This window comes from Flavobacterium sp. (assembly GCF_031423415.1).
In the GTDB taxonomy this organism is placed as follows: Bacteria; Bacteroidota; Bacteroidia; order Flavobacteriales; family Flavobacteriaceae; genus Flavobacterium.
In genome coordinates this window covers 20,057-43,030 of sequence record NZ_JANPFL010000064.1, presented here as the reverse complement: position 1 = coordinate 43,030, position 22,974 = coordinate 20,057, and the positions used below count along the sequence as shown (strand labels likewise).

The 22,974-nt window shown below is 34.4% G+C and carries 21 protein-coding genes; 10 read left to right on the top strand and 11 right to left on the bottom strand.

Features of this window, described 5'->3' with window-relative positions:
• Positions 1 to 392: 392 nt before the first annotated feature.
• From RMO83_RS06920 to RMO83_RS06905, 4 genes are all read right to left on the bottom strand, one after another.
• Entirely contained in the window at positions 393 to 767 is a 375-nt protein-coding gene (locus tag RMO83_RS06920; RefSeq protein ID WP_310558947.1) for a DUF4258 domain-containing protein, read from the bottom strand.
• Positions 768 to 803: 36 nt separating this feature from the next.
• Positions 804 to 1,997, bottom strand: a complete 1,194-nt coding sequence (locus tag RMO83_RS06915; RefSeq protein ID WP_310558946.1) for an alanine dehydrogenase — start codon at positions 1,995 to 1,997, stop codon at positions 804 to 806.
• A gap of 64 nt (positions 1,998 to 2,061) precedes the next feature.
• The gene (gene tsaE / locus RMO83_RS06910) at positions 2,062 to 2,469 is read right to left on the bottom strand and encodes a tRNA (adenosine(37)-N6)-threonylcarbamoyltransferase complex ATPase subunit type 1 TsaE (protein WP_310558945.1); all 408 of its coding nucleotides are present in this window, start codon (positions 2,467 to 2,469) and stop codon (positions 2,062 to 2,064) included.
• A 194-nt stretch (positions 2,470 to 2,663) separates the two neighbouring features.
• On the bottom strand, positions 2,664 to 4,217 hold the full coding sequence (locus tag RMO83_RS06905; protein WP_310558944.1) for a bifunctional response regulator/alkaline phosphatase family protein: 1,554 nt from the start codon (positions 4,215 to 4,217) through the stop codon (positions 2,664 to 2,666).
• Positions 4,218 to 4,654: 437 nt separating this feature from the next.
• Here RMO83_RS06905 and RMO83_RS06900 point away from each other — a divergent pair, with 437 nt between their 5' ends.
• The 10 genes from RMO83_RS06900 to RMO83_RS06855 all read left to right on the top strand — a co-directional run bounded on the left by RMO83_RS06900 (position 4,655) and on the right by RMO83_RS06855 (position 14,605).
• Positions 4,655 to 6,175, top strand: a complete 1,521-nt coding sequence (locus RMO83_RS06900; protein WP_310558943.1) for a glycosyltransferase family 39 protein — start codon at positions 4,655 to 4,657, stop codon at positions 6,173 to 6,175.
• Between the two features lie 214 nt (positions 6,176 to 6,389).
• Positions 6,390 to 7,619 (top strand): HD domain-containing protein, encoded by a 1,230-nt coding sequence (locus RMO83_RS06895; RefSeq protein WP_310558942.1) that lies wholly within the window; start codon positions 6,390 to 6,392, stop codon positions 7,617 to 7,619.
• A 131-nt stretch (positions 7,620 to 7,750) separates the two neighbouring features.
• Positions 7,751 to 8,797: a UDP-3-O-(3-hydroxymyristoyl)glucosamine N-acyltransferase gene (lpxD, locus tag RMO83_RS06890; RefSeq protein WP_310558941.1), complete on the top strand. Its 1,047-nt coding sequence runs from the start codon at positions 7,751 to 7,753 to the stop codon at positions 8,795 to 8,797.
• Positions 8,790 to 10,178 (top strand): bifunctional UDP-3-O-[3-hydroxymyristoyl] N-acetylglucosamine deacetylase/3-hydroxyacyl-ACP dehydratase, encoded by a 1,389-nt coding sequence (locus tag RMO83_RS06885; protein ID WP_310558940.1) that lies wholly within the window; start codon positions 8,790 to 8,792, stop codon positions 10,176 to 10,178. Before lpxD ends, RMO83_RS06885 begins: the two co-directional genes overlap by 8 nt.
• A gap of 79 nt (positions 10,179 to 10,257) precedes the next feature.
• Positions 10,258 to 11,043, top strand: a complete 786-nt coding sequence (lpxA, locus tag RMO83_RS06880; protein WP_310558939.1) for an acyl-ACP--UDP-N-acetylglucosamine O-acyltransferase — start codon at positions 10,258 to 10,260, stop codon at positions 11,041 to 11,043.
• Between the two features lie 110 nt (positions 11,044 to 11,153).
• Complete coding sequence (gene efp, locus RMO83_RS06875) at positions 11,154 to 11,720, top strand: elongation factor P (protein WP_310558938.1); 567 nt, start codon at positions 11,154 to 11,156, stop codon at positions 11,718 to 11,720.
• 88 nt (positions 11,721 to 11,808) lie between these two features.
• Positions 11,809 to 12,747 (top strand): UDP-3-O-(3-hydroxymyristoyl)glucosamine N-acyltransferase, encoded by a 939-nt coding sequence (locus RMO83_RS06870; protein WP_310558937.1) that lies wholly within the window; start codon positions 11,809 to 11,811, stop codon positions 12,745 to 12,747.
• Positions 12,744 to 13,106: a nuclear transport factor 2 family protein gene (locus RMO83_RS06865; RefSeq protein WP_310558936.1), complete on the top strand. Its 363-nt coding sequence runs from the start codon at positions 12,744 to 12,746 to the stop codon at positions 13,104 to 13,106. Before RMO83_RS06870 ends, RMO83_RS06865 begins: the two co-directional genes overlap by 4 nt.
• A gap of 72 nt (positions 13,107 to 13,178) precedes the next feature.
• Positions 13,179 to 14,051: a succinate--CoA ligase subunit alpha gene (sucD, locus tag RMO83_RS06860; RefSeq protein WP_310558935.1), complete on the top strand. Its 873-nt coding sequence runs from the start codon at positions 13,179 to 13,181 to the stop codon at positions 14,049 to 14,051.
• A 125-nt stretch (positions 14,052 to 14,176) separates the two neighbouring features.
• Positions 14,177 to 14,605, top strand: a complete 429-nt coding sequence (locus RMO83_RS06855) for a hypothetical protein (RefSeq protein WP_310558934.1) — start codon at positions 14,177 to 14,179, stop codon at positions 14,603 to 14,605.
• Between the two features lie 59 nt (positions 14,606 to 14,664).
• Here RMO83_RS06855 and RMO83_RS06850 read toward each other — a convergent pair whose 3' ends face one another.
• The 7 genes from RMO83_RS06850 to RMO83_RS06820 form a co-directional block, all read right to left on the bottom strand.
• Positions 14,665 to 15,282 (bottom strand): tetratricopeptide repeat protein, encoded by a 618-nt coding sequence (locus RMO83_RS06850; RefSeq protein ID WP_310558933.1) that lies wholly within the window; start codon positions 15,280 to 15,282, stop codon positions 14,665 to 14,667.
• Positions 15,270 to 16,583, bottom strand: coding sequence for a hypothetical protein (locus RMO83_RS06845; RefSeq protein WP_310558932.1), 1,314 nt, complete (start codon positions 16,581 to 16,583; stop codon positions 15,270 to 15,272). The genes RMO83_RS06850 and RMO83_RS06845 overlap by 13 nt, the downstream gene beginning before the upstream one ends.
• Positions 16,568 to 18,757, bottom strand: a complete 2,190-nt coding sequence (locus RMO83_RS06840) for an urea transporter (RefSeq protein ID WP_310558931.1) — start codon at positions 18,755 to 18,757, stop codon at positions 16,568 to 16,570. The genes RMO83_RS06845 and RMO83_RS06840 overlap by 16 nt, the downstream gene beginning before the upstream one ends.
• 4 nt (positions 18,758 to 18,761) lie before the next feature.
• A complete protein-coding gene (locus RMO83_RS06835) occupies positions 18,762 to 20,120 on the bottom strand; it encodes an alanine racemase (protein WP_310558930.1) in 1,359 nt (452 codons plus the stop codon).
• Positions 20,121 to 20,226: 106 nt separating this feature from the next.
• The gene (locus RMO83_RS06830) at positions 20,227 to 21,276 is read right to left on the bottom strand and encodes an ATP-grasp domain-containing protein (protein ID WP_310558929.1); all 1,050 of its coding nucleotides are present in this window, start codon (positions 21,274 to 21,276) and stop codon (positions 20,227 to 20,229) included.
• A complete protein-coding gene (locus RMO83_RS06825; RefSeq protein WP_310558928.1) occupies positions 21,269 to 21,517 on the bottom strand; it encodes a PqqD family protein in 249 nt (82 codons plus the stop codon). Before RMO83_RS06825 ends, RMO83_RS06830 begins: the two co-directional genes overlap by 8 nt.
• Positions 21,518 to 21,570: 53 nt before the next feature.
• Complete coding sequence (locus tag RMO83_RS06820) at positions 21,571 to 22,935, bottom strand: YHYH protein (RefSeq protein WP_310558927.1); 1,365 nt, start codon at positions 22,933 to 22,935, stop codon at positions 21,571 to 21,573.
• Positions 22,936 to 22,974 lie beyond the last annotated feature (39 nt).

Below are 22,974 nucleotides of genomic sequence, written 5' to 3'. Positions count from 1 at the left end.
TCATTCTGTAAGAGTCTCAAACTACAATGGAGATTCCTACGGAATGACAAACAGGATGAAATAGCAATTTTTATTTTTTTAGAAAAATAAGATAAAATGTAGCCCGAACAGAGTAGTTAAGCCCGCCTGCGCAGATGCTACTGTCCGCCGCGGCGGCTGGGAAAGTATGTCGTCGCCTTTCTTTATGGAACCCTTCCCGTTACATCGGGAGGGGTTTTTTGTTTAATAGAATTTTTGAAAATACCTGAAGCCCACTGGGCTTCCTCCTCTTAATATCAAATGTCGCCTTTGCTTCGCCCGTTCGGCTAAAGCCTCGGGTCATTAATCTGAACTTGTTTCAGATTCTAAAACCCTGTTCCGCAAATTAAGAGTTTTTTCGTAAAAGGAAAGTTCTATTTCTTTATAATTTTATCCAAAACAGCTTTTTCAGGATAATTGATCACCTCAAGGTTTATTTCTTGGTTCTTCACAGTTTTACCTTCAATCACATAGCGTTTTCCGGTTCCGACAGGTTTGTTGCTTTTATCAAAATCAACATCACCATATTTCAGACAGTTTTTGATATCGATGGTGTCTATCCATTTTTCTGCCAATACTCGTGAAGCCTCATTTGAATAATAAAAAGGTTTGTTTCTTAAATCATTCAAAACTCTGGCATTAGGAAAATAATTGCAACGGGTGTCTTTACCGCTGAAGATGGCAGCAACAACAAACAATCCCATAATTAATCCTACCAAATAGTAAGCAAAACGATGTACAAATTTCATAAGTCAATTTTCGGGCAAAGATAAAAGAAAGTTACGTTAAAAAACGATTAAATTTATATCGCTGTTAGGTAAATCAAACCAATCTCCAATTGCTTTGTTGGTCAGGATTCCGTGATACAAATAAACTCCATTTTTCAATCCGTTATTGCATCGAATAGCGCTTTCGATTCCGCCATCTTCGGCAATTTGCAATAAATAGGGCGTGATAATATTGCTAATAGAGAGTGATGCCGTTTTAGAATATCGAGAAGGAATATTGGGGACACAATAATGCAAAACATTATTCTTGAGAAAGGTTGGTTTCTCGTGTGATGTTACTTCCGAAGTTTCAAAACAACCTCCTGTATCAATGCTTACATCGACAATTACAGCTCCTTTTTTCATATGTTCGACCATAGTTTCTGTGACGATAACTGGGCATCGATCCTTACCACGCATAGCACCAATCGCCACATCGCATCTCCTTAATGCTTTCAATAAAGATTTGGGTTGAATGGTAGAAGTAAAAATTCGTTGGTTCAAATTGTTTTGCAAACGGCGTAGCTTTCGAATCGAATTGTCAAAAACTTTCACATTGGCACCCAATCCAATAGCGGTTTTTGCGGCAAACTCACCGACTGTTCCTGCACCAAGAATCACAACATCTGTAGGAGGAACTCCGGTAATATTGCCAAACAATAATCCTTTTCCGAATTCATTAGTGATCATTAATTCCGCGGCGATTAAAATAGAGGCAGTTCCTGCAATTTCACTCAAAGACTTCACGGCAGGATAGGAGCCATCTTCGTCTTTGATATATTCAAGTGCCAAAGCAGTTATTTTTTTCTTGGCCAAAGCTTCGAAATACGTTTTCTTCCTTGTTTTGATTTGAATAGCTGAAATAATTATCGAATTTGCATTCATCATTTCAATTTCTGCTAAACTCACTGGTTCGACTTTCAATAACATCGGACAGCCAAATACTTTCTTGGTGTCGTTCGTAATTTCGGCACCGGCATTGGCATATTCTTTATCCGAATAACTCGAACTTTCTCCCGCTCCAGCCTCAATCATTACCCGATGTCCTTGATATGTCAAAGAATTTACCGCGTCAGGTGTAAGGCAAATGCGACGTTCCTGATAGCTTGTTTCTTTGGGAATTCCAATGAAGAGTTCGCTTTTATGTCGTGCTATTTCAAGTTTTTCTTCTTGAGGTAATAACTGTTGCTTGGTGAATGGAGATATTGCCATTGTTTGGTACTAATTAGTGGTACAATTTACATAAAAAGTTTAAAATGAGACTGTATTAATAGATTTAAATTAAAGTTAAGTGTCGTTTCCCATCGGGCAGCGAGACGATTGTAATCACCGAATGCAAATCAGGAATAAGGTTTGGAATTTTTTCGGCCCATTCGATAAAGCACCAATTGCCAGAATAAAAGTACTCATCCGCTCCCATATCTAAAGCTTCTGTTTCTATTTTTAATCTATAAAAATCAAAATGGTAAACAATTTGATTGTTAGTAGTTTGATATTCATTAACTATAGAAAAAGTTGGACTACTTGTGGCACCGTTTACACCAAGAGTTGTAGCCAAAGCTTTAATCAAAGTGGTTTTTCCAACGCCCATTTCTCCGTGAAAAAGTATCACTTTATTCGGATTTTGAGCTACAATTTCTTGGGCAACTTCATTAATTTCATCTAATGAAAAAATAATATTCATTCTATTAAAAGTTTGTGTTTAATCTCTATAGGTTTAATTCCTCGAGGCTCTGCTTCGATTTTTTTGCCACAGATTCACAGATTAAAAATGATTTTTGAAAATCTGTGAATCAGTGACTATAATTTAGTTAATATCTCTGGAGATATACCTCAAAGTAGTTATTGAAGCCTGCAAACTAAAATCTGCAATCTGCATTATTTAGGATTGAAAATCAAAAACGGAATAATCATTTCTTCTAAAGAAATTCCACCGTGTTGATACGTATTTTTATAATAACTCACATAATGATTGTAGTTGTTCACGTAAGCCAAAAACAAATCATTTTTTGCAAAAATATAAGAACTGCTCATATTTATGGTAGGCAAACCAATATTTTTCGGCTCTTTTACGGCATAAACATCTTTGTGTTCATAGGTTAAACTACGCCCTGTTTTGTAGCGTAGATTCAGACTCGTGTTTTTATCTCCAATTACTTTCGAAGGATTTTTTACGTTTATTGTTCCGTGATCGGTGGTTAAAATCAATTTGAAACCTAGTTTTTGGGCTTGCTGAATGATTTCTAAAAGAGGCGAATTCTTGAACCAACTCAAAGTCAAAGAACGATAGGCTTTATCGTCTGAAGCGAGTTCTTTGACCACATCCATTTCGGTTTTAGCGTGCGAAAGCATATCAACAAAATTGTAAACTACAGTAACTAAATCGTTGTTTTTTAAAGATTTGAAGTTTTCAACCAGCTTTTTCCCTCCCGCAAGATTCGTGATTTTAAAATAATCCTGCTTGATATTCAACCCTGATTTTTTGAGTTGAGCGGTCAAAAACTCGGCTTCAAACAAGTTTTTTCCACCTTCTTCAGGATCGTTTTTCCAATATTGAGGAAACTGTTTCTCCATTTCCAATGGTGTCAATCCTGAGAAAATAGCGTTTCTAGCATATTGAGTTGCCGTTGGTAAAATAGCGTAATACGGCACTTCTTTTTCTAACTTATAATGATTTCCTAACACGTTTTCAAAAACTTTCCATTGGTCGTAACGCAAATTATCTATTACTACAAACAAAATTGGCTTGTCTTTTTTTACAATTTCAGGAACTACCAATTCGCGAAATAAAGTGTGTGATTGAACAGGCTTATCTGCCTTTGGACTGAACCAATTTTCATAATTCCTTTCGATGAATTTCCCGAATTGCGAATTGGCCTCAGCTTTTTGCGATTCCAGTATTTCAATCATTGCTTGATCGTCAATGTTTTCGAGTTCGAGTTCCCAAAAGATCAATTTTTTGTACAATTCTACCCAATCTTCATAGGAATTGACCATCGCCATTTCCATCGAAATTTTGCGAAATTCTTTTTGATAATCCAAAGTAGTTTTTTGCGAAATCAATCTAGAGTGGTCCAAATTCTTCTTCAAACTCAACAAAATCTGGTTCGGATTGACTGGTTTGATCAAATAATCGGCAATCTTAGAGCCGATGGCTTCCTCCATAATATACTCTTCTTCGCTCTTGGTAATCATAATCATCGGGATAGACGATTTTTTTTCTTTCATTTCCGAAAGCGTTTCCAATCCACTCATTCCAGGCATATTTTCGTCAAGGAAAACAATGTCAAAATTTTCGTTTTCAAAAATATCAATCGCATCACGACCGTTATTGCAGGTGGTAACACTGTAATTTTTCTTTTCCAGAAATAAAATATGTGGTTTTAGGTAATCAATTTCGTCATCGACCCAAAGTATTTTTATCTTGTCCATAATTGTAAATAGTAAGTAATTAAAAGTAAACATTCAATACGCCAAATTAGCTTTTTTATTATCTTAAGTGGCCAATAAAGTGATAATTTAATATTATTTTAAGGTATAGCTAGTCATTGCGAGGAACGACGCAATCACAACGATGTGTTTTTTTTGGCGTGCCACCGTCTCCGCAAGCTCCGTCGCTGTCGGGTTGTACGCTATATCTCTCCGTTGCACTACGAGGATGCCACTTCCATCCCTCACTAAAGAGGAAGTTACAAAATAACGATTTCCATAAAAATGCTTATTAATTGATAAATATAATTTTTATATTCTGTAGGAATTATTTAATATATTTGGTAATAAATAAGGCAAAACAAACCTAGTTAATCGAACTATTATTTACAAGAAATTTTTTGCAAAATGGGAGTAACCATACTAATAAAATAGTAGCAATGAAACAAAACACTTTAATTTTGATCGGTTTTATTGCACTTAAATTTGTGTTGCAATACATTCTGATTAGTCCTGAATACGACTTGCAACGGGATGAATATTTGCATCTAGATCAAGCCAATCATTTAGCATGGGGATTTCAGTCGGTGCCGCCATTTACTTCTTGGATTTCGTATCTCATTCTATTATTGGGAAACTCGATTTTTTGGATAAAATTTTTTCCGGCACTATTTGGAGCATTGACACTTTATGTGGTTTGGAAAGCAATCGAAGAACTTAACGGAAATACATTTGCATTAATTTTAGGAGCAACGTGTGTCTTATTTTCAGCACTTTTGCGTTTAAATATTTTATATCAACCCAATTCTTTCGACGTGTTGTGCTGGACAAGCTTGTATTTTATCTTTATCAAATATTTCAAAACAGAAAACACAAAATGGTTTTTTATAGGTGCTGTAGTATTTGCGTTAGGATTCTTGAATAAATACAATATAGTGTTTTTAATTGTTGGGTTATGTCCTGCCGTACTCTTGACAAAACAGCGCAAAATAGTGCTTCAACCCAAACTATATCTGGCTTTATTGACTGTGTTGTTGCTTATTTTGCCTAATTTATTGTGGCAGTACAACAATAATTTTCCAGTTATTGGACATGTGAGGGAATTAGCAGAAACACAATTGGTCAATGTAAACAGAATTGATTTTTTGAAGGCTCAATTGCTGTTTTACCTAGGTTCCCTTTTAGTGATTTTTTTCGCGTTTTATGCCTTACTTTTTTACAAACCCTTTAAGCGGTATCGTTGCTTCTTTTGGAGCATTATTTTTACTTTAGTGGTTTTTATGTACTTCAAAGCCAAGGATTATTACGCCATTGGAATTTACCCAATTTACATTTCATTTGGAGCCGTTTATCTGGAATCTATTTTGAAAGAGGGTTGGAAAAAGTATTTAAAACCAGTATTAATTAGTATTCCACTGTTGTTATTTATTCCTTTTTACAAAATTGGATTTCCAAATAAAAGTCCTAAATATATGGTGCAACATCAAGAACCTTATAGAAAATTAGGCATGCTTCGTTGGGAAGATGGCAAAGAACATGCCTTGCCACAAGACTATGCTGACATGCTGGGTTGGAAAGAATTGGCAAGAAAAGTGGATAGCGTTTGTGTCCAATTACCAAACCTCGACCAAACCCTTATTTTGTGCGACAATTACGGGCAAGCGGGAGCCATAAACTATTATACAAAAAACAAAAAAGTAGTAGCTCAATCTTTTAACGCCGACTATATCAATTGGCTTCGTTACGACAAAAAAATAGTGGATGTGGTTTTAGTTAAGGAAGGAAATGACGAAGACAAAAAACGTAAAACTGAAATCCCTTTGTTTGACAAGGTATATTTAGCAAGCCAGAGGATCAATACATTTGCTAGGGAAGATACAATTTCAATTTATGTTCTTCGTGGTGCCAAAGTGGACATCAACATACGAATAAAAGACGAGGCAGATAGAAAGCAAAACTAGCACAGCAAAGTTGCCGCATTTGAGGATGTGTCTGTCAGTTTGCGACGGACTTTATAATTAAATCAGCTAAAACAAAAACGGTTGAAAACCGAACATCAATATCTCAAAGTCGGACGCTTTGCAGAGTGGAGAATCATTCTAAAGGATTTGAAAACTTAAATTTTCATTCCCCCGCAGATTTACCTATATTTGTTACTCAAAACTAAGCGATACAGTGAACGAAATCAACAAGCTAAAAATATTCAATGACCCTATTTACGGGTTTATTACCATACCAAATGCCTTAATTTACGATTTAATTCAGCATCCATACTTTCAGAGATTGCGCCGTATTTCCCAAATGGGTTTGTCTTATTTGGTCTATCCTGGCGCCAATCATACTCGTTTTCATCACGCTTTAGGTTGCATGCATTTAATGCAAAAAGCGGTCGAAACCCTTCGTTTCAAAGGGATTTCTATTTCGCCTGAAGAAGAAAACGCCTTGTTTATTGCCATTTTATTGCACGACATTGGTCACGGACCTTTTTCGCACGCGATGGAAAGTAGCATTGTCGAAGATGTTCATCACGAAGCCATTTCGTTATTGTTTATGCAACAATTAAATGTAAAGTTTGAGGGTCAGTTAAGTTTGGCTATCCAAATTTTTAAAGGAGATTACCACCGAAAATTTATGTTGCAACTCATTTCGAGTCAGCTCGATATGGATCGAATGGATTACCTGAAACGCGACAGTTTTTATTCGGGTGTGGCCGAAGGAAATGTTAATTCGGAGCGATTAATTCAAATGATGAATGTAGTCGATGATGTCTTGGTTATCGAAGAAAAAGGCATTTATTCGGTCGAAAAATTCCTGATGTCCAGACGATTGATGTATTGGCAAGTCTATTTGCACAAAACCAGTTTGGTGGCCGAATTGATTTTGACGAAAGTGCTAAAACGGGCTAAGGAGTTGACCGAAAAAGGAGTGATTTTACCATGCAGCGAACCTTTGCTATTCTTTATGCAACACAAAATAACAATGGAAACTTTCTATAGCGAAACTTTAGATTTGTTTTCTCAATTGGATGATTTTGACATTATTAGCGCATTGAAATCTTGGCAAAAACAAGATGATTTTATATTGTCTTCCTTGAGTAAAATGATTATTAATAGAGATTTATTAAAAATAAAATTAAGCGAAGAAAAAGTGTCAACTGAGGAATTGCACGTTCTTAAAGAACGATTCGCAGCACAAAATAATATTAGTTTAACCGAAGCCGGCTATTTTATTTTTAAAGGGAAAATTAAAAATCAGGCATATAGCAAAGTAGCTGAACCCATTCGGATTTTGAAAAAAGACAAAACAATTGAAGATGTTGTCGAAGCTTCTGACCAATTGAATTTAAAGTCATTATCTAAATTTGTGACCAAATACTATCTTTGTTTTCCAAAACAACTTGCTTAAAAATCAATATTTAAAATCTATTTTTTATATTTTTGTCGAGATGAAACAAAACAACACATTTTTTTTAATAATAATAGATCGTTAAATAAAGGTTTTCATTTTATTACTATAAAAAATACGATCAGATTAAGATGAAATTTACAGCAGAACAAATAGCAGGCGTTTTGGGCGGAAAAGTGATTGGTAATCCAAAAGCTGAAGTATATACATTGTCAAAAATTGAAGAGGCTTCAGAGGGGTCTATTAGTTTTTTGGCAAACCCTAAATACTTACCTTTTATTTATTCGACTCAAGCGACCATAACTATTGTAAACAACACTTTTGTTCCTGAAGGAGAATTAACTACCACTTTGATAAAAGTTGAAGACGCTTACTTGTCTTTCACTAAATTATTGGAGTTTTATGATCAAACTTCAAAAGCGAAAAAAATAGGCATAGAACAACCTTCCTTTATTGCAGAAAGCGTAAATTATGGTATCAATTTATATTTAGGCAGTTTTTGTTATATCGAAAACAATGTAGTTTTGGGAGATAATGTAAAAATTTATCCCAATTGTTTTATTGGCGAAAATGTGAAAATTGGGGATAATGTTACTATTTTTGCCGGCGCTAAAATTCATTCGGAAACAATCATAGGAAATAATTGTGTGATTTATTCTGGGGCAATCATAGGAGCTGATGGTTTTGGTTTTGCTCCAAATGAGGACGGAACGTATACCAAAATTCCTCAAATAGGAAATGTAATTATCGAGGATAATGTAGATGTTGGAGCAAACACGACGATTGATAAAGCCACAATGGGTTCTACCATTATAAGAAAAGGAGTGAAACTCGACAATCAAATCCAGATTGGACATAATGTTGAAATCGGCGAAAATACCGTTATTGCTGCTCAAACAGGAATTGCAGGTTCTACAAAAATTGGCAAAAGCGGAATGATTGGCGGACAAGTAGGTATTGTTGGGCATTTGACCATTGGAAATAATGTACGTATTCAGGCGCAATCCGGCGTCGCTCGCAATGTAAAGGACGACGAAATTTTACAAGGAAGTCCCACATTTGGGTACAATGATTTTAGTAAATCGTATGTTCATTTCAAGAATTTGCCAAAAATTGTAACAGAATTAGAAGAATTAAAAAAAGAAATATTAAATCAAAAAAATGCGAACAATGGTTAAACAAAAGACTATCAAAGCAGAAATTTCACTAACCGGAGTTGGATTACACACAGGAAAAGAAGTGACTATGACTTTTAAACCTGCTCCAATCAATAATGGTTTTACTTTCGTTCGAAAGGATTTAGAGGGACAACCTGTTATTGAAGCCGATGCCAATTATGTTGTAAATACACAAAGAGGAACTAATTTAGAAAAATTAGGAGTTAAAATTCAAACTCCCGAGCACGTTTTGGCAGCCTTAGTAGGTTGCGATTTAGATAATATTATAATAGAATTAGACGCATCAGAACTTCCTATTATGGATGGTTCTTCGAAATATTTTGTTGAAGCGATCGAAAAAGCTGGTGTTCAAGATCAAGAAGCCAAAAGAAACGTTTATGTTGTAAAAGAAATTATTTCGTTTACCGATGAAGAATCAGGTAGTGAAATTATGATTATGCCAAATGATAATTACAGCGTAACAGCAATGGTGGATTTTGGAACCAAAGTATTAGGCACTCAAAATGCAACCATGAAGTCTATTTCTGAGTTTAAAACTGAAATAGCCAATTCTAGAACCTTTAGTTTTCTGCATGAATTAGAATTTTTATTAGAAGAAGGATTAATAAAAGGAGGAGATTTGAATAATGCCATTGTTTATGTGGATAAGGAAATTTCCGCAAAAACCATGAATAATCTAAAAATTGCTTTTGGAAAAGAGGAATTAACAGTTAAACCCAATGGTATTTTAGATAATTTGACCCTGCATTATCCAAACGAAGCTGCCAGACATAAACTGCTTGATGTAGTAGGCGATTTATCACTAATTGGAACAAGAATTCAAGGAAAAGTAATAGCTAATAAACCGGGTCATTTTGTCAACACTCAGTTTGCCAAAAAAATTGCCAAAATCATTAAAATAGAACAAAGGAATCACGTTCCTGTATATGATTTGAATCAAGAACCTTTGATGGACATTCACAAAATAATGTCAGTTCTTCCTCATAGACCTCCGTTTTTATTTTTGGATAGAATTTTAGAAATGTCTGAAAGTCATATCGTTGGATTGAAAAATGTGACAATGAACGAAAGTTTTTTTGTAGGGCATTTTCCTGGAGCTCCAGTGATGCCTGGCGTTATAATAGTTGAAGCGATGGCACAAACGGGGGGGATTTTGGTATTGAGTACAGTTCCAGATCCTGAAAATTATTTGACTTATTTTATGAAAATCGATAATGTCAAATTCAAACATAAAGTGCTTCCAGGAGATACTTTGACATTTAAATGTGAATTAATAACGCCAATAAGGAGAGGAATTTGTCATATGCAAGCCAATGCTTACGCCAATGGGAAACTAGTTGCCGAAGCAGAATTGATGGCGCAAATTGCTAAAAAACAGTAGAAAAATGTTTATAGTTTGTAGTTTAGTGTTTATAATTAAGACTACAAACTACAAACTATAAACCATAAACATAAAATTTATGAATCAACCGCTAGCTTATGTTCATCCAGGTGCCAAAATTGCCAAAAATGTAGTTATAGAACCTTTTACCACTATTCATAATAACGTTATTATAGGCGATGGAACTTGGATAGGTTCAAATGTTACTATAATGGAAGGCGCCAGAATAGGAAAAAATTGCAATATTTTTCCAGGAGCAGTAATTGCTGCTATACCACAAGATCTGAAGTTTGGCGGAGAAGATTCTTTGGCAATAATTGGCAATAATTGTACCATTAGAGAATGCGTAACAATCAATAGAGGAACTATTGCTTCTGGGCAAACTGTAGTTGGTGACAATTGTTTGATTATGGCAGCGGCGCATATTGCACACGATTGTCATATTGGAAACAATGCGATTATTGTCAACGGAGTACTTTTGGGCGGTCACGTAACAATAGGGAATTACGCTATTATTGGAGGTCTTTCGGCTGTACATCAATTTATTAGTGTCGGTGATCACGCTATGATTTCAGGAGGTTCTTTGTTACGAAAAGATGTTCCACCTTTTACCAAAGCGGCAAAAGAACCATTATCTTACGTTGGGATTAATTCAGTAGGATTGAGAAGACGTGGATTTACTTCTGAAAAAATAAAAGAAATTCAAGAAATTTACAGAATATTGTATCAAAAAAATTACAATGTAACTCAAGCTCTAGGAATCATTGAAGGCGAAATGGAAGCAACTCCAGAGCGTGACGAAATCATCGATTTTATCAGAAATTCATCAAGAGGAGTAATGAAAGGCTATTCTGGGAATTACTAATTTTAGAGTTTAGATTTCTGATTTTAGATTTCTAGTTCGTGACATTCAATTTCAATTAAACACCATAAAAAAATTTTCAAAATCTATAATCTAAAATCTAAAATAAAAAAATGGCATCAACATCAGATATTAAAAACGGATTGTGCATAAAATACAACAACGACATCTATAAAATTATTGAATTTCTCCACGTCAAACCAGGAAAAGGTCCCGCTTTTGTTAGAACTAAACTAAAAAGTTTATCTAACGGAAAAGTATTGGACAATACCTTTTCAGCAGGACATAAAATAGAAGAAGTTCGTGTTGAAAACCATAAATTCCAATATTTATATCCAGAAGGTGATTTGTTTCACTTTATGAATATTGAATCTTTTGAACAAATATCTTTAGACAAAAATGTATTGGATTCACCGGATTTATTAAAAGAAGGTGAGAATGTTATGATTGCCATCAACACCGAAACTGATTTACCTCTTTCAGTAGATATGCCAGCATCTGTTGTTCTTGTAGTGACTTACGCAGAGCCAGGAATCAAAGGAAATACAGCGACAAATGCTACAAAATCGGCTACGGTTGAAACTGGAGCAACAGTAAATGTTCCTTTATTTATCAATGAAGGCGATAAAATAAAAATTGATACCACTACTGGAAATTATATGGAAAGAGTTAAAGAATAAGCCCCCTAACCCCCCAAGGGGGAATAGTTGGCATAATTTGATATATTATATTTTAGTATAAATTTCCCCCTTTGGGGGACAGGGGGCTATGAGATTCAATACTACACACACATTAAAGGATATTGCAACAATCATCAGCAGCGAATTCGTTGGTGATGAAAATTTTCCAGTTTCTGGTATGAATGAAATTCACGTTGTAGAATCAGGTGATATTGTTTTTGTAGATCATCCCAAATATTACGATAAAGCATTACATTCTGCTGCAACAACCATTTTAATAAATAAAAAGGTAGATTGTCCAAAAGGCAAAGCATTATTGATTTCTGATGACCCTTTTCGAGACTTTAATATCCTAACCAAACATTTTAAACCGTTTCAATTTTCGAATGTTGCTATTTCGGATTCTGCCAAAATTGGAGAAGGAACCATAATACAACCCAATTCCTTCATTGGAAACCATGTTGTAATCGGAAAAAATTGTTTAATTCATTCGAATGTTTCCATTTATGATCACACTGTTATTGGTGATAATGTTATTATTCACGCAGGAACTATTCTCGGAGCAGATGCTTTTTATTACAAAAAACGTCCTGAAGGATATGATCAATTAATTTCAGGCGGAAGAGTAGTTATCCAAGACAATGTGGGCATAGGAGCACTTTGCACGGTAGACAGAGGCGTTACAGGTGATACCACCATTGGCGAAGGAACCAAAATTGATAATCAAGTGCACGTAGGACATGACACCGTTATTGGGAAAAAATGTTTAATCGCTTCCCAAACAGGAATTGCAGGTTGTGTAATCATCAAAGACGAAGTTACCATTTGGGGACAAGTAGGCACTACAAGTGGCATAACAATAGGGGAGAAGGCAGTAATTCTGGGGCAAACTGGAGTTACAAAATCAGTTGAAGGTGGTAAAACTTATTTTGGAACACCGATAGAAGAATCTCGCGAAAAATTGAAACAGCTTGCTAATATTAAAAAGATACCAGACATACTTCAAAAATTAAAAGATTTGATATGAAACCAAAAGATATTGTTCTCGATTTCTATAAATCTGATGTGCTATTAGATAGAAAAACAGTTAGCGATCTGCTTCATCCTGAAGTTACTATTGATTGGAATACTAGTAAGGGATTTATCCAAATGAACTACGATGATATTTTATCCTTAACAGATGAATTATCTCGAGCTTACGTCCGTTCCAAAATTAGAATTAGTCACATACTTCAGGAAAAAAATCTAGTTTCGTTGCGGTTTTCCCATTTTGTAAAAACTATTGAAAATCCTCGAGAGGAAATGCTAATGGGTAATTTTTTCGTGATTTGGGAAGTAAAAGACGATAAATTGTTTAGAGGTTATCAAATGAGTCATTTTTCTTAATTATTTTTTTAAATATTAACTGCAAAACCTTACTTTTGCACAGCTATAAAAAAACCATATAAAATATATACCATGAGTGTTTTAGTTAATAAAGATTCAAAAATAATTGTTCAAGGATTTACCGGAAGTGAAGGAACTTTCCACGCATCTCAAATGATTGAGTACGGCACAAATGTTGTCGGTGGCGTTACGCCTGGAAAAGGAGGAACAACCCATTTAGACAGACCAGTTTTTAATACCGTTAAAGATGCTGTAGATCAGGCAGGTGCAGATACTACAATCATTTTTGTACCACCAGCTTTTGCTGCAGATGCAATTATGGAAGCTGCCGATGCCGGAATCAAAGTAATTATTGCTATAACAGAAGGAATTCCTGTAGCTGACATGATTAAGGCAAACAATTATATCAAAAATAGAAATTGCACATTAATTGGACCAAACTGTCCAGGTGTAATTACTCCTGGTGAGGCCAAAGTAGGCATTATGCCAGGTTTTGTTTTCAAAAAAGGAACTGTCGGAATCGTTTCAAAATCAGGAACTTTGACTTATGAAGCTGCTGACCAGGTGGTAAAACAAGGTCTGGGAATCACTACAGCCATTGGTATTGGTGGAGATCCAATCATTGGAACAACAACAAAACAAGCCGTAGAATTATTAATGAATGATCCAGAAACCGAATGTATTGTAATGATTGGTGAAATTGGTGGTCAATTAGAAGCAGATGCGGCTCAATGGATTAAAGCCGATGGAAATCGTAAACCAGTAGTTGGATTTATTGCTGGCGAAACTGCTCCAAAAGGAAGAACGATGGGTCACGCAGGTGCCATTGTTGGTGGTGCTGATGATACAGCTAAAGCTAAAAAACGCATAATGAGAGAATGTGGTATTCACGTTGTAGATTCTCCTGCCGAAATAGGAAAAAAAGTAAAAGAAGTATTGGGGTAAATTCCAAAAGACAAATTCCAAATAATAACATAAAACTCCGTCTAGTTGAATAAACGAGATGGAGTTTTTTCATAAGTTGTGTTGCGAAAACAGCCAACGATAAACTATAAACAACAAACAATATAATGTATAAAGAGTTAAAAAAGTTCAAAGTCAATAATCAATTTAGTTTTTCAATTGATGACAATTTAGATGATGTGTGCAATGCTCCAGAAACCGGAAGCGGAATTTTCTTGGTTTATGCTTTAGAAGGTGAAGAAAAAGACTTGATTATGGTGGGTTCTACCGGAACAATCCAAAATGATGGAACATTAAAAAGTAAAAACGGCGGCTTGTTCGACAAAATTGTAAACGGTCACCAATTTGCTAAAACCGGAAGAAAATATTCTTGGCCAGCACAAATGAAATTAGAAAATATCGCTAGATTAGAAGTGCATTGGTACGATACTTTCAACGAGAAAAATAAAGTAATCCCAACTTTTGTAGAAGGACAAATTTTGCAGAATTTCTTCGACGAAAATGGGAAATTACCTCGATGGAATGTGGCTTTTTAAACCATTGTTTCAATATAAATGTAAAGCTCCACAAAATTGTGGAGCTTTTTTTTATACATTTATTTTATCAACCCCAATCCTTCAGTTGCCGAAGTATCAAAAGGACTGTACAATAAAACTCGATTAAATAGTTCTTTTGCTTCACTATATTTTCCAAGAAAGTAATAATTCCAACCGCTCATTAGCATTGAATCATAGTCGAATGGATATAAATTTAGGGAGATTGAAAAATACTTCTCTGCTTTAGCATATTCTTTTTTGTTGTAATAAATTTGACCCAATCTAAAATTGGTTAAACTGTTTTTGGGGTCAATTTTCAGGATATTCAAATGATTTTTTTCAACTTCATCCCATTTCTTTTGAGTTGCCAATGGATTTACGAGAGCCAACAACGGCTCGACAGACGCAGGCATTATTTCTGTTGCTTTTTTATAAGCAGCAACAGATTCATCATATCTTTTTGCAGTGTACAATAGCCACCCTAATCGCAACTGAACAGCATAATTTTGGGATGCGTTCAATGACTTCAATATATCGATAGCCTCGTTATATTTTTTTCCCGTTTCGAGAGTATAACTTTTAGAAAAAGCCTCTTGAGTGGCTTTTTGATCTTGGGCATTTACCCATTGAGTTCCAACAAATAAAATGACTAGCAATGATTTTTTTAGAATTTCCATACGATTTTTGTTTTTAAAAGATTATAATTATAAGTGTAATTTATTGTATTTATGGATGAAGGATTTGGTCCGTTTTCATAAGTAGATGCTCTCTCTTGGATGCCATATCCTAAACTAAAATCAACTTGTTTGAAATAGAAATTCAAATTGCTTCCAGCATACCAATTGATTTTGTTGGGTGTATTGAAAACATAAAGTCCGCTGTCGCTAATATAGTTCTGATGATTTCCGTAAGCACCATATCCTTCAATCCATATTTTTTTTGCTATTTTCACTCCTAGTAATTGAGTAATTATAGTGTTGGTTTCTGAATCATTTGTAACCATGCCAATTTTTGTATTTCCGTAGAAATTTAGATTTCCTAGTGGGAAATAGTTTAATGCTCCTTCAATACAAAATGTATCGGTATTCGATAAATTGGTGTAGGTTATTGCTAAACTGGGTTCAATATATTTTAGCTTTCTACTCAAAGAGATACTTGTAGAAAAATTAGTAGTATTTGTTTTTATCGAAGAAAAAGGAGTATTAGGTTGAAATGGTGGAGGTGGAGTATAGGTAATATAACTCGAGTTATAAACGCCAAAACCTGCACCAATATTCCAACCTTTACAATAATAGGAACCAATACCATTCCATTGAAAATAATTGTTATTGTTTGTGAAAAGTTGAGATCTATTTACGGGTAAAGAAGACTGAAACAGGTCGTTAGAAGTATTTGAAACAAGAGACAATAGGTTTTGCAATTTAAAATTAGGGGTGATTTGATTGTTTATAAAAATGTTCGCGAAAATGACATCAGAATAAAAGGTTCCGTGGGCAAAATTATTGTTAGCTTTTAAATTGGCATTTTTATTTGTATCAAAATTATTTGTTTTTAAAACTCCTAATTCAGCAGAAATTGATTTAAAAAAAGATGATTTATAATTCATTTTTGCTTTTAAATCGTCTGGAAAAATAGCTAATAACTCAACCGCTTTTTCGTTTCTATTGGTGTAAAGATAACTGTAGTAAAGATATTCCATCAAAACAGGATCATTGCTGTCAAATTCTTTCGCTTTTTCAAAATGAGTGATGGCAACTTCATAATTTGTCTTTTCAAAATAAGAAACTCCAATGCGATAGCGCAAAAAATAGAAGTCAATTCCTCGCTTTATTGCTTCGTTTCCCAACTGAATTGTGGTGTTGTAGTCTTTTTTTGAAAACGAATTATAAGTCTCTAAATCAAATTGCTCAGAAGTAATTTGTTGTGCGTTACAAACATATAATGTCAAAAATAGTACGGCTGTTACAAGGTTTCGCATTTTATTTGGTATTTAGTTTTTGCGTTCGTATTTTCAATTACAATGGATTCATTTCCTAGTACACTAATACGATAATTCGTTTCAAAAAATGATTTTTCGAGAAACTCCGAAAGGTATTTTGTATGTAATATAATTTCTGTTGGATGAATTAAATTGTCAATTTTTAGTGGCTTGGAACTGTATTTTACATTGATAAAACTATGTATTGGTGCAAAAATATCATTGATTATTTGGAGTCCGAAATTTGTAAACAAGTAATTCGGCATATAATAATCCAGCGAAATTGTTGGATAATACCCTAATAAAATAGAATAGCAGGATTTGTAAAATTCAAATAATACCGAGTTTTTATTACCTTCAAATTTCTCGAAAGTAAATAAAACGCCATCGTTTTTAAAGAACAGTTTCGTGTCCGTTTTTTTACAATAGAAATACAACTGGTTTAATTCATTGGTTAAAATCTCAAATTCCGCTACAACATTCGTTTTTTCATTTGTAATTTTTAATCGGTTATTGGGTTTAAAATTAAAAGCATTAAAAAGCAATGGCAATTCTTCGACATTACTGATAAACGTGCTTTCTGAAGGAACTTCATTAATTTTAAATTCCAATACATTGTCTTTGTTTTCAATGAAATAGGAGAGGGGCAATGCCACTGTTTTTGCACCAAAAACTGGAATATGTTGGGCCTGAAAATGAATATGCGGTTCTGGTGATCGACCCGAATTTCCGCAGCTTGCAAGTATTGTTCCTTTTTTTACATAATCGCCAATATTGACTAGAAAGCTGTCTTTTTTTATGTGACTTATCTGCGAATACAGCCCATTCAAGTGATTGATTATAATGGAATTTCCCCAATTTTCATTCGTATTTACATCATTGATTTCATTTTCTTCTACATAATTGATGGCATCATAAACGTAACCATCTGCGGGAGCCAAAACAGGTTTGTTGTAACAATAAAAATTTTCAATTTTTTCTCCGAAATTACTATAGGTTTTGTTGGTTTCATCGCAAATCACAAAATCCAATGCTTTGCCCCAATCACCAAGATGCGTCATTTTTCCGTCATAACCCTGACTCACAAACCATTCTCCCCAAAAAGGTAAAAACATGGTATAATTAGGGTTTACCACTTTTCTTTTCAGAAGATGTAAATAGTCATATAATGATTTTTCAGGCGAATAAAAGCTTGCATTTGCTGGGATTATCAATTTATAAGTTTGTCTGTGATACAATATGTACAGCGTTACAGTTGTCAAAATTGAAAAGGACATCGACAATGAGTTCATCTGAAAAACAACCATAATTTTACCCAAAGTAATCATTATAAACATCAAAATTGGACTTAAAAAAAACACCAAAAGCATAGAGTAAATATTGGGAATATAAAAAAAGCAGCCCAAAGCAATAGCCAAAAATATGAAGTTTACTCCTGAATAAAAATAAGTGAGATTTTCTAAATTTCCGCCCATAATAGTATAAAAAAATAAGGCAGAATAGAATCCAATGAAGGAATAAACCACCGCAATTCTGGAGTAAATGAACAAGCCTATCAAGATCAAAATACCACCTAAAACCGTTTTTTGATAAAATACGGTGGAAAGTGTGATTAAATACACTTTGAAATGGTGAGGAATTGCAAATAAATCTAATGAATGTACCAATTTGTACCAATTATTTTGTTGCAATCCAACCAATGTATTTTCGTGAAAAACAAAATCCATATTTACATTAAAGACATCAAAACTTTTAGTCGAAAGTGAAATAATATTCACGATTATAAAAAAAGGAACCGTCAAAAATGGTAAATGATATTTGCCAAAATAATTCTTGCACCAGATAATAATCACAGTGGAAATCAATATGGAAATGAAAAATAGTCCTATGAAAAATTTGTTAATTTCATAGCTGTAAGCAATTGACAAACCCACAAATACTGCATTAAATCCCAAAATTCCAGATCTAATTTCGGTTTTACTATAACCTAATCGAACCAATAAAAAGTGAAAAAACAAAACAAAACCCAAACCAATTAAACCAATTTTTGGAGTCATAAAAGTAACAAACAACAGCAACAATGCCAATATTTTATTATTGGAAAAAAAGATAATGCTGTAGCTATTTAAGGTACTTTCGACCCAAAAATTGGTTAGAATTGATTTAATTTTCATAAAATCAAAGTACGAAATTTGATAAATGTTCCGGTTTTCTTTCAGGAGCTTCAATCGTGTCAACAGTTTCATTTTCTCTGATAATATGAACATCGCCCTTCATATCAATCAAGACCACTTTTGGTCGCATTTGAATAAATTGCATCCACTGAGTCATATTATAAGCACCCACTCGATGCACAACAACATTGTCTCCTTGATTCAATAATGGCAGTGAAATATTATCATTGACAACATCAATATTCATACAAAGTGGTCCGTAGCAAACTGTTTCTTCAGTATGGTGAGAAAAATATTGAGCTGGTGAAATCTTATGATTGTACCAAAAAGCGGTGAACAAGATATTTACACCAAAGTCAAAAATTGTAGCTCTTCGGCCGTCGCTCAAGGTTTTATTGGCAATTACAGAACCTAGTAAATAGCCCGCATCATCAATCATTGCGCGACCTGTTTCCAAAATTAACAAGGGTAAATCTTCTTTTTTGAAACCAAAATTTAAAACTGTTGAAGTTATGGCTTCTGCATAATCATCAAAGGATGGAATAACGTCTGCGCCCTGTAAATAAGAACCTTTCAACGTATTGGCAGAAGCAAAACCACCGCCTAAATCGATGTACTTTATAGCGTGATTCCATTTTGATTTGGTTTCGCGAACCAAATCGCAAAGCTTCCAAGCTGCAATAGAATAGGCATTGGCAGACAACATATAAGTCCCAATATGACAATGCAAACCTTCCAATATCATTTCGTCGTGTGACATAATTTTATTGATGGCATTCCACGCCTGACCGTTTTCATAATTGAATCCAAATCGGTCCCACATTGGGTAAACACCAGTATCCATATTCATTCGGATGGCCACTCTTGCTTTTTTTGTGCCGCCTTCCAGTAATTCTGAAAGTTTATATAACTCATCGAAATGGTCAATATGTATCAATGAATTGTTTTCAACTGCAAGCGCTAAATCTTCTTTTGATTTTTCTGGACCATTAAATATAATTTTGTCTCCAGGCACACCGTTTCTTATGGCTTTTTGGTATTCAAAAATGGAAACCACTTCAGCCCAAGAGCCTTCCTGATGAAAAACATTACATACTGCATTGATGTAATTGGTTTTATAACTCCAAGCAAATTGTACTTTTGGATAACGTGTTTTGAATGCTCTTAAGCAATTTTTATAGGTCGCTCTGATGGTTCTTTCACTAATTACAAAAAGTGGAGAACCATAATCTTTAATCATTCCTTTTACCGATACATTATCGATGTAATCTACTGGTCCTAAATTTGTTCTAGTTCCAAATTTGTTCATAGAACCCGTATTCAATTGTTGAATAAATGGGCGTTCGTATTTTTTCTTTGACATTTTTTTTAATTTAAAGTTATAGATTAAGGGTTTAAGAGTTTAACGGTTAATAGTTTAAGGTTTACTGATTTAAACAATTTTAAACAATCTTAAACTTTTCATTAAACTAGAATTCTCCTAGTGTGCTTATCTTTTCAAAATCTTTCATAGAAACTATTAAATCTTGAGAATAGCGAATAAACATTTTTCCGGATTCATATTCTTTTTGGATTTCTGCTTTATCTCCAAGAGCAATTTTTACTAATGATTCAGGATGATTTTGACCACAACCCTTGGCTAAATATACCCAAGCAGGAAATCTTGGATTCATTTCCAAAAGATAATAAACTCCTTCTTTACTCTTGATAAATTCCAATTCGCAACCACCTTTCCATTTTGATTTTGCGATAACGGAATGAGCAATATCTATTAATTTATCATCTTCCAATGACACACCGGCCCAAGCTTTTCCTTTATCGGTAATGTACAATTTGCGCATCGGAACAGCGCCAAGGCAGTTTCCTTTTCCGTCTCCAATGGCAGTAATATTGACTTCATTTCCGGTAACAAATTGTTGAATAATAATAGGTAAACCCCATTTTGCACTTATTTTATGAAAATAACTGATGGCCTGTTCGGGCGAAGCAGCAATGGAAGCATCGTAATATTTTCCTTTAACCACTAGTGGATAAGAGAATTCTTTAGACAAATTTTGGATTTCGTTGGCACTAAAAATCATTTTGTTTTTAGGAACATCTACATCATATTTCTCGCCAAATTCACTCAAAGCCGATTTGTGTCTTTCCTCAAATTGTTCGGCGCTCGGCAAAGCGGTTGCAATATTAAAAACCGACTTTAATTCGTCTTGAATTTTGATAAAATTGTGCAATTCAGCATCAAAGTTGGGAATAAGTACATCAATATTTTCAACTGAATTTATATATTCCAATCGATCTTTTAAAGCGGCGGTTCCTGCCGACGGCAAAGGAATTTGGTAGGTTTTATCTACAAATTCTTTCATATAAATCCCTGGTTCCAATGTTTCATACGACAATCCAATAATTCGGATGTCATAGACTTCACTTTCTTTTAGCGCTCTTGCTACAGGAATTCCAGGTCCAGGACTGTCAATGTTGTTAAGTCCCGTTACGGCTACCGTAATTTTTCGCTTAGTCATTGTTTTCAACTAATTGATGGTTGCTTAAAACATTCAAATACTCATTGAAATCTTTTTCAATGGTTGATTTTTCGACCTCAAATTCTTGGGAAATGGTTTCAATAATTTCCTTTTTGGTTTTCCCAGTTTTAATTTCATTGATGATTAGTGCACCCAATTCGTTTACCGAAAAGCTGTCTCCGGTGGTTGGATTGAAAACAAATCCGTTTTCGCTAATGGCTAAATTTCTGTTTACTTTCATAAATAATTGAGGTTTTATTGTTTGATTTTTATAGATTTTCGTTTGAACACAATTTACTTTTGAATGATAACTTTATAAGTTTTCTGTTTGGAATTATCTGAAATTTTCACCAAGTAAATGCCATTGTATAACGTTTCGGTTTCAAAAATGCATAAGGTGCTTCCTTGCAACAATTCTCTGGTTTGAATTATTTTTCCCAACTCGTCGATTAATTCAGCTTTTAAATTAGAAGCATTCATTTGAGATTGAATGGCAATAAAATCTTGTGCAGGATTGGGATATACTAAAATATTTAAAGCAGTAGCATCGAAATTAGGATTCTTTAATACCGGACTATAGGTCAACGTGGTTTCTACTATTGAACTAACCTTGGAGGCGGTTACATTTCCGTAATAGGTTGGACCCACTACATAGGGATAAGCCGAATTATGATTGGCATCTACCGTTGTAAAATAGGCATAAGTTCCGTTTGGGTATTCGGGAGTGATACAAAAACGACCATTATGTACATCTAAATAATCGGATTCAGTGTGTGCAATGTATTCATAATCTTCTCTAAAATAGCCATTAAACATGGTTTGTGTTCCCACTATTTGGTTGATTGAAGGCCCATTTGTTCGAAGACCTGTTGGGTATGATTTTATTTGATAACTTGATTTTATTCTTGTAATTCCGCCAGTACCATCTGTTTTAGCATATCCATATGCCCCATAAATAGGAAAACCATCATAAGCAAAACCCAACAGCGGTGCATGTTGAGTACTATTAATTACATACAAACCATCGGAAGGGTAGGTGCTGCATATCGTTGAAGTTACTACTAAGTCCAAATTGAAAGCACTTGGGTTTTGATGGTGATGGTAATTGCCCATGGCGGGATGCGCTTTAGCACAATCAAAACCAGCTTTTTCAGCAGGAATAGCATCTCTATTCCAAGCATTTGTAGCCCCTGGACCTCCAGGGCACGGACTATTTCCTGGGCCACCGCAAAGTGCATTAGTAGTTGGATTCCAAGCCACACCATCACGATAATCAAATAGAGCAACACCATTTATGAATTGGCCGATATTTCCGCCTTTTGTTGCTGTTGCTGTTCCCGTATTTTTAGTGGGGTTTAGTGGAATTTGAAATATAGCGCCATTTCTTGTGGTAGCCAATGAAGGGTTTCCATCCAGAAATGGTCCTGTAATGTAGGCAGGAATTCCGTTTGTGGTCACGTAAACCCAATCAGTCGAATATTGAACTTTTTGTACATTGGCCAAAACGGCATCGACAATTGGCGTAGAATTTCCAGATACATAATGTCTTCCTGTAATAGAAGTTGTATTTCTCAACCAAGAGGTTATCGCTGGATTGGTTTGCGCTATTAATGAATTTCCTATAGCTGCAGCAAATAGAATTAATACATTTTTTTTCATTGTTGGTTAGTTTAGAGTTTGTGTTTAGTATTTAGACGA

What these genes read in the sequence shown, in the direction of transcription:
- RMO83_RS06920 (WP_310558947.1), bottom strand. Translation starts at nt 767, where the DNA reads ATGAAATTTGTACATCGTTTTGCTTACTATTTGGTAGGATTAATTATG.
- RMO83_RS06915 (WP_310558946.1), bottom strand. Translation starts at nt 1,997, where the DNA reads ATGGCAATATCTCCATTCACCAAGCAACAGTTATTACCTCAAGAAGAA.
- tsaE (WP_310558945.1), bottom strand. Translation starts at nt 2,469, where the DNA reads ATGAATATTATTTTTTCATTAGATGAAATTAATGAAGTTGCCCAAGAA.
- RMO83_RS06905 (WP_310558944.1), bottom strand. Translation starts at nt 4,217, where the DNA reads ATGGACAAGATAAAAATACTTTGGGTCGATGACGAAATTGATTACCTA.
- RMO83_RS06900 (WP_310558943.1), top strand. Translation starts at nt 4,655, where the DNA reads ATGAAACAAAACACTTTAATTTTGATCGGTTTTATTGCACTTAAATTT.
- lpxD (WP_310558941.1), top strand. Translation starts at nt 7,751, where the DNA reads ATGAAATTTACAGCAGAACAAATAGCAGGCGTTTTGGGCGGAAAAGTG.
- RMO83_RS06885 (WP_310558940.1), top strand. Translation starts at nt 8,790, where the DNA reads ATGGTTAAACAAAAGACTATCAAAGCAGAAATTTCACTAACCGGAGTT.
- lpxA (WP_310558939.1), top strand. Translation starts at nt 10,258, where the DNA reads ATGAATCAACCGCTAGCTTATGTTCATCCAGGTGCCAAAATTGCCAAA.
- efp (WP_310558938.1), top strand. Translation starts at nt 11,154, where the DNA reads ATGGCATCAACATCAGATATTAAAAACGGATTGTGCATAAAATACAAC.
- RMO83_RS06870 (WP_310558937.1), top strand. Translation starts at nt 11,809, where the DNA reads ATGAGATTCAATACTACACACACATTAAAGGATATTGCAACAATCATC.
- RMO83_RS06865 (WP_310558936.1), top strand. Translation starts at nt 12,744, where the DNA reads ATGAAACCAAAAGATATTGTTCTCGATTTCTATAAATCTGATGTGCTA.
- sucD (WP_310558935.1), top strand. Translation starts at nt 13,179, where the DNA reads ATGAGTGTTTTAGTTAATAAAGATTCAAAAATAATTGTTCAAGGATTT.
- RMO83_RS06855 (WP_310558934.1), top strand. Translation starts at nt 14,177, where the DNA reads ATGTATAAAGAGTTAAAAAAGTTCAAAGTCAATAATCAATTTAGTTTT.
- RMO83_RS06850 (WP_310558933.1), bottom strand. Translation starts at nt 15,282, where the DNA reads ATGGAAATTCTAAAAAAATCATTGCTAGTCATTTTATTTGTTGGAACT.
- RMO83_RS06845 (WP_310558932.1), bottom strand. Translation starts at nt 16,583, where the DNA reads ATGCGAAACCTTGTAACAGCCGTACTATTTTTGACATTATATGTTTGT.
- RMO83_RS06840 (WP_310558931.1), bottom strand. Translation starts at nt 18,757, where the DNA reads ATGAAAATTAAATCAATTCTAACCAATTTTTGGGTCGAAAGTACCTTA.
- RMO83_RS06835 (WP_310558930.1), bottom strand. Translation starts at nt 20,120, where the DNA reads ATGTCAAAGAAAAAATACGAACGCCCATTTATTCAACAATTGAATACG.
- RMO83_RS06830 (WP_310558929.1), bottom strand. Translation starts at nt 21,276, where the DNA reads ATGACTAAGCGAAAAATTACGGTAGCCGTAACGGGACTTAACAACATT.
- RMO83_RS06825 (WP_310558928.1), bottom strand. Translation starts at nt 21,517, where the DNA reads ATGAAAGTAAACAGAAATTTAGCCATTAGCGAAAACGGATTTGTTTTC.
- RMO83_RS06820 (WP_310558927.1), bottom strand. Translation starts at nt 22,935, where the DNA reads ATGAAAAAAAATGTATTAATTCTATTTGCTGCAGCTATAGGAAATTCA.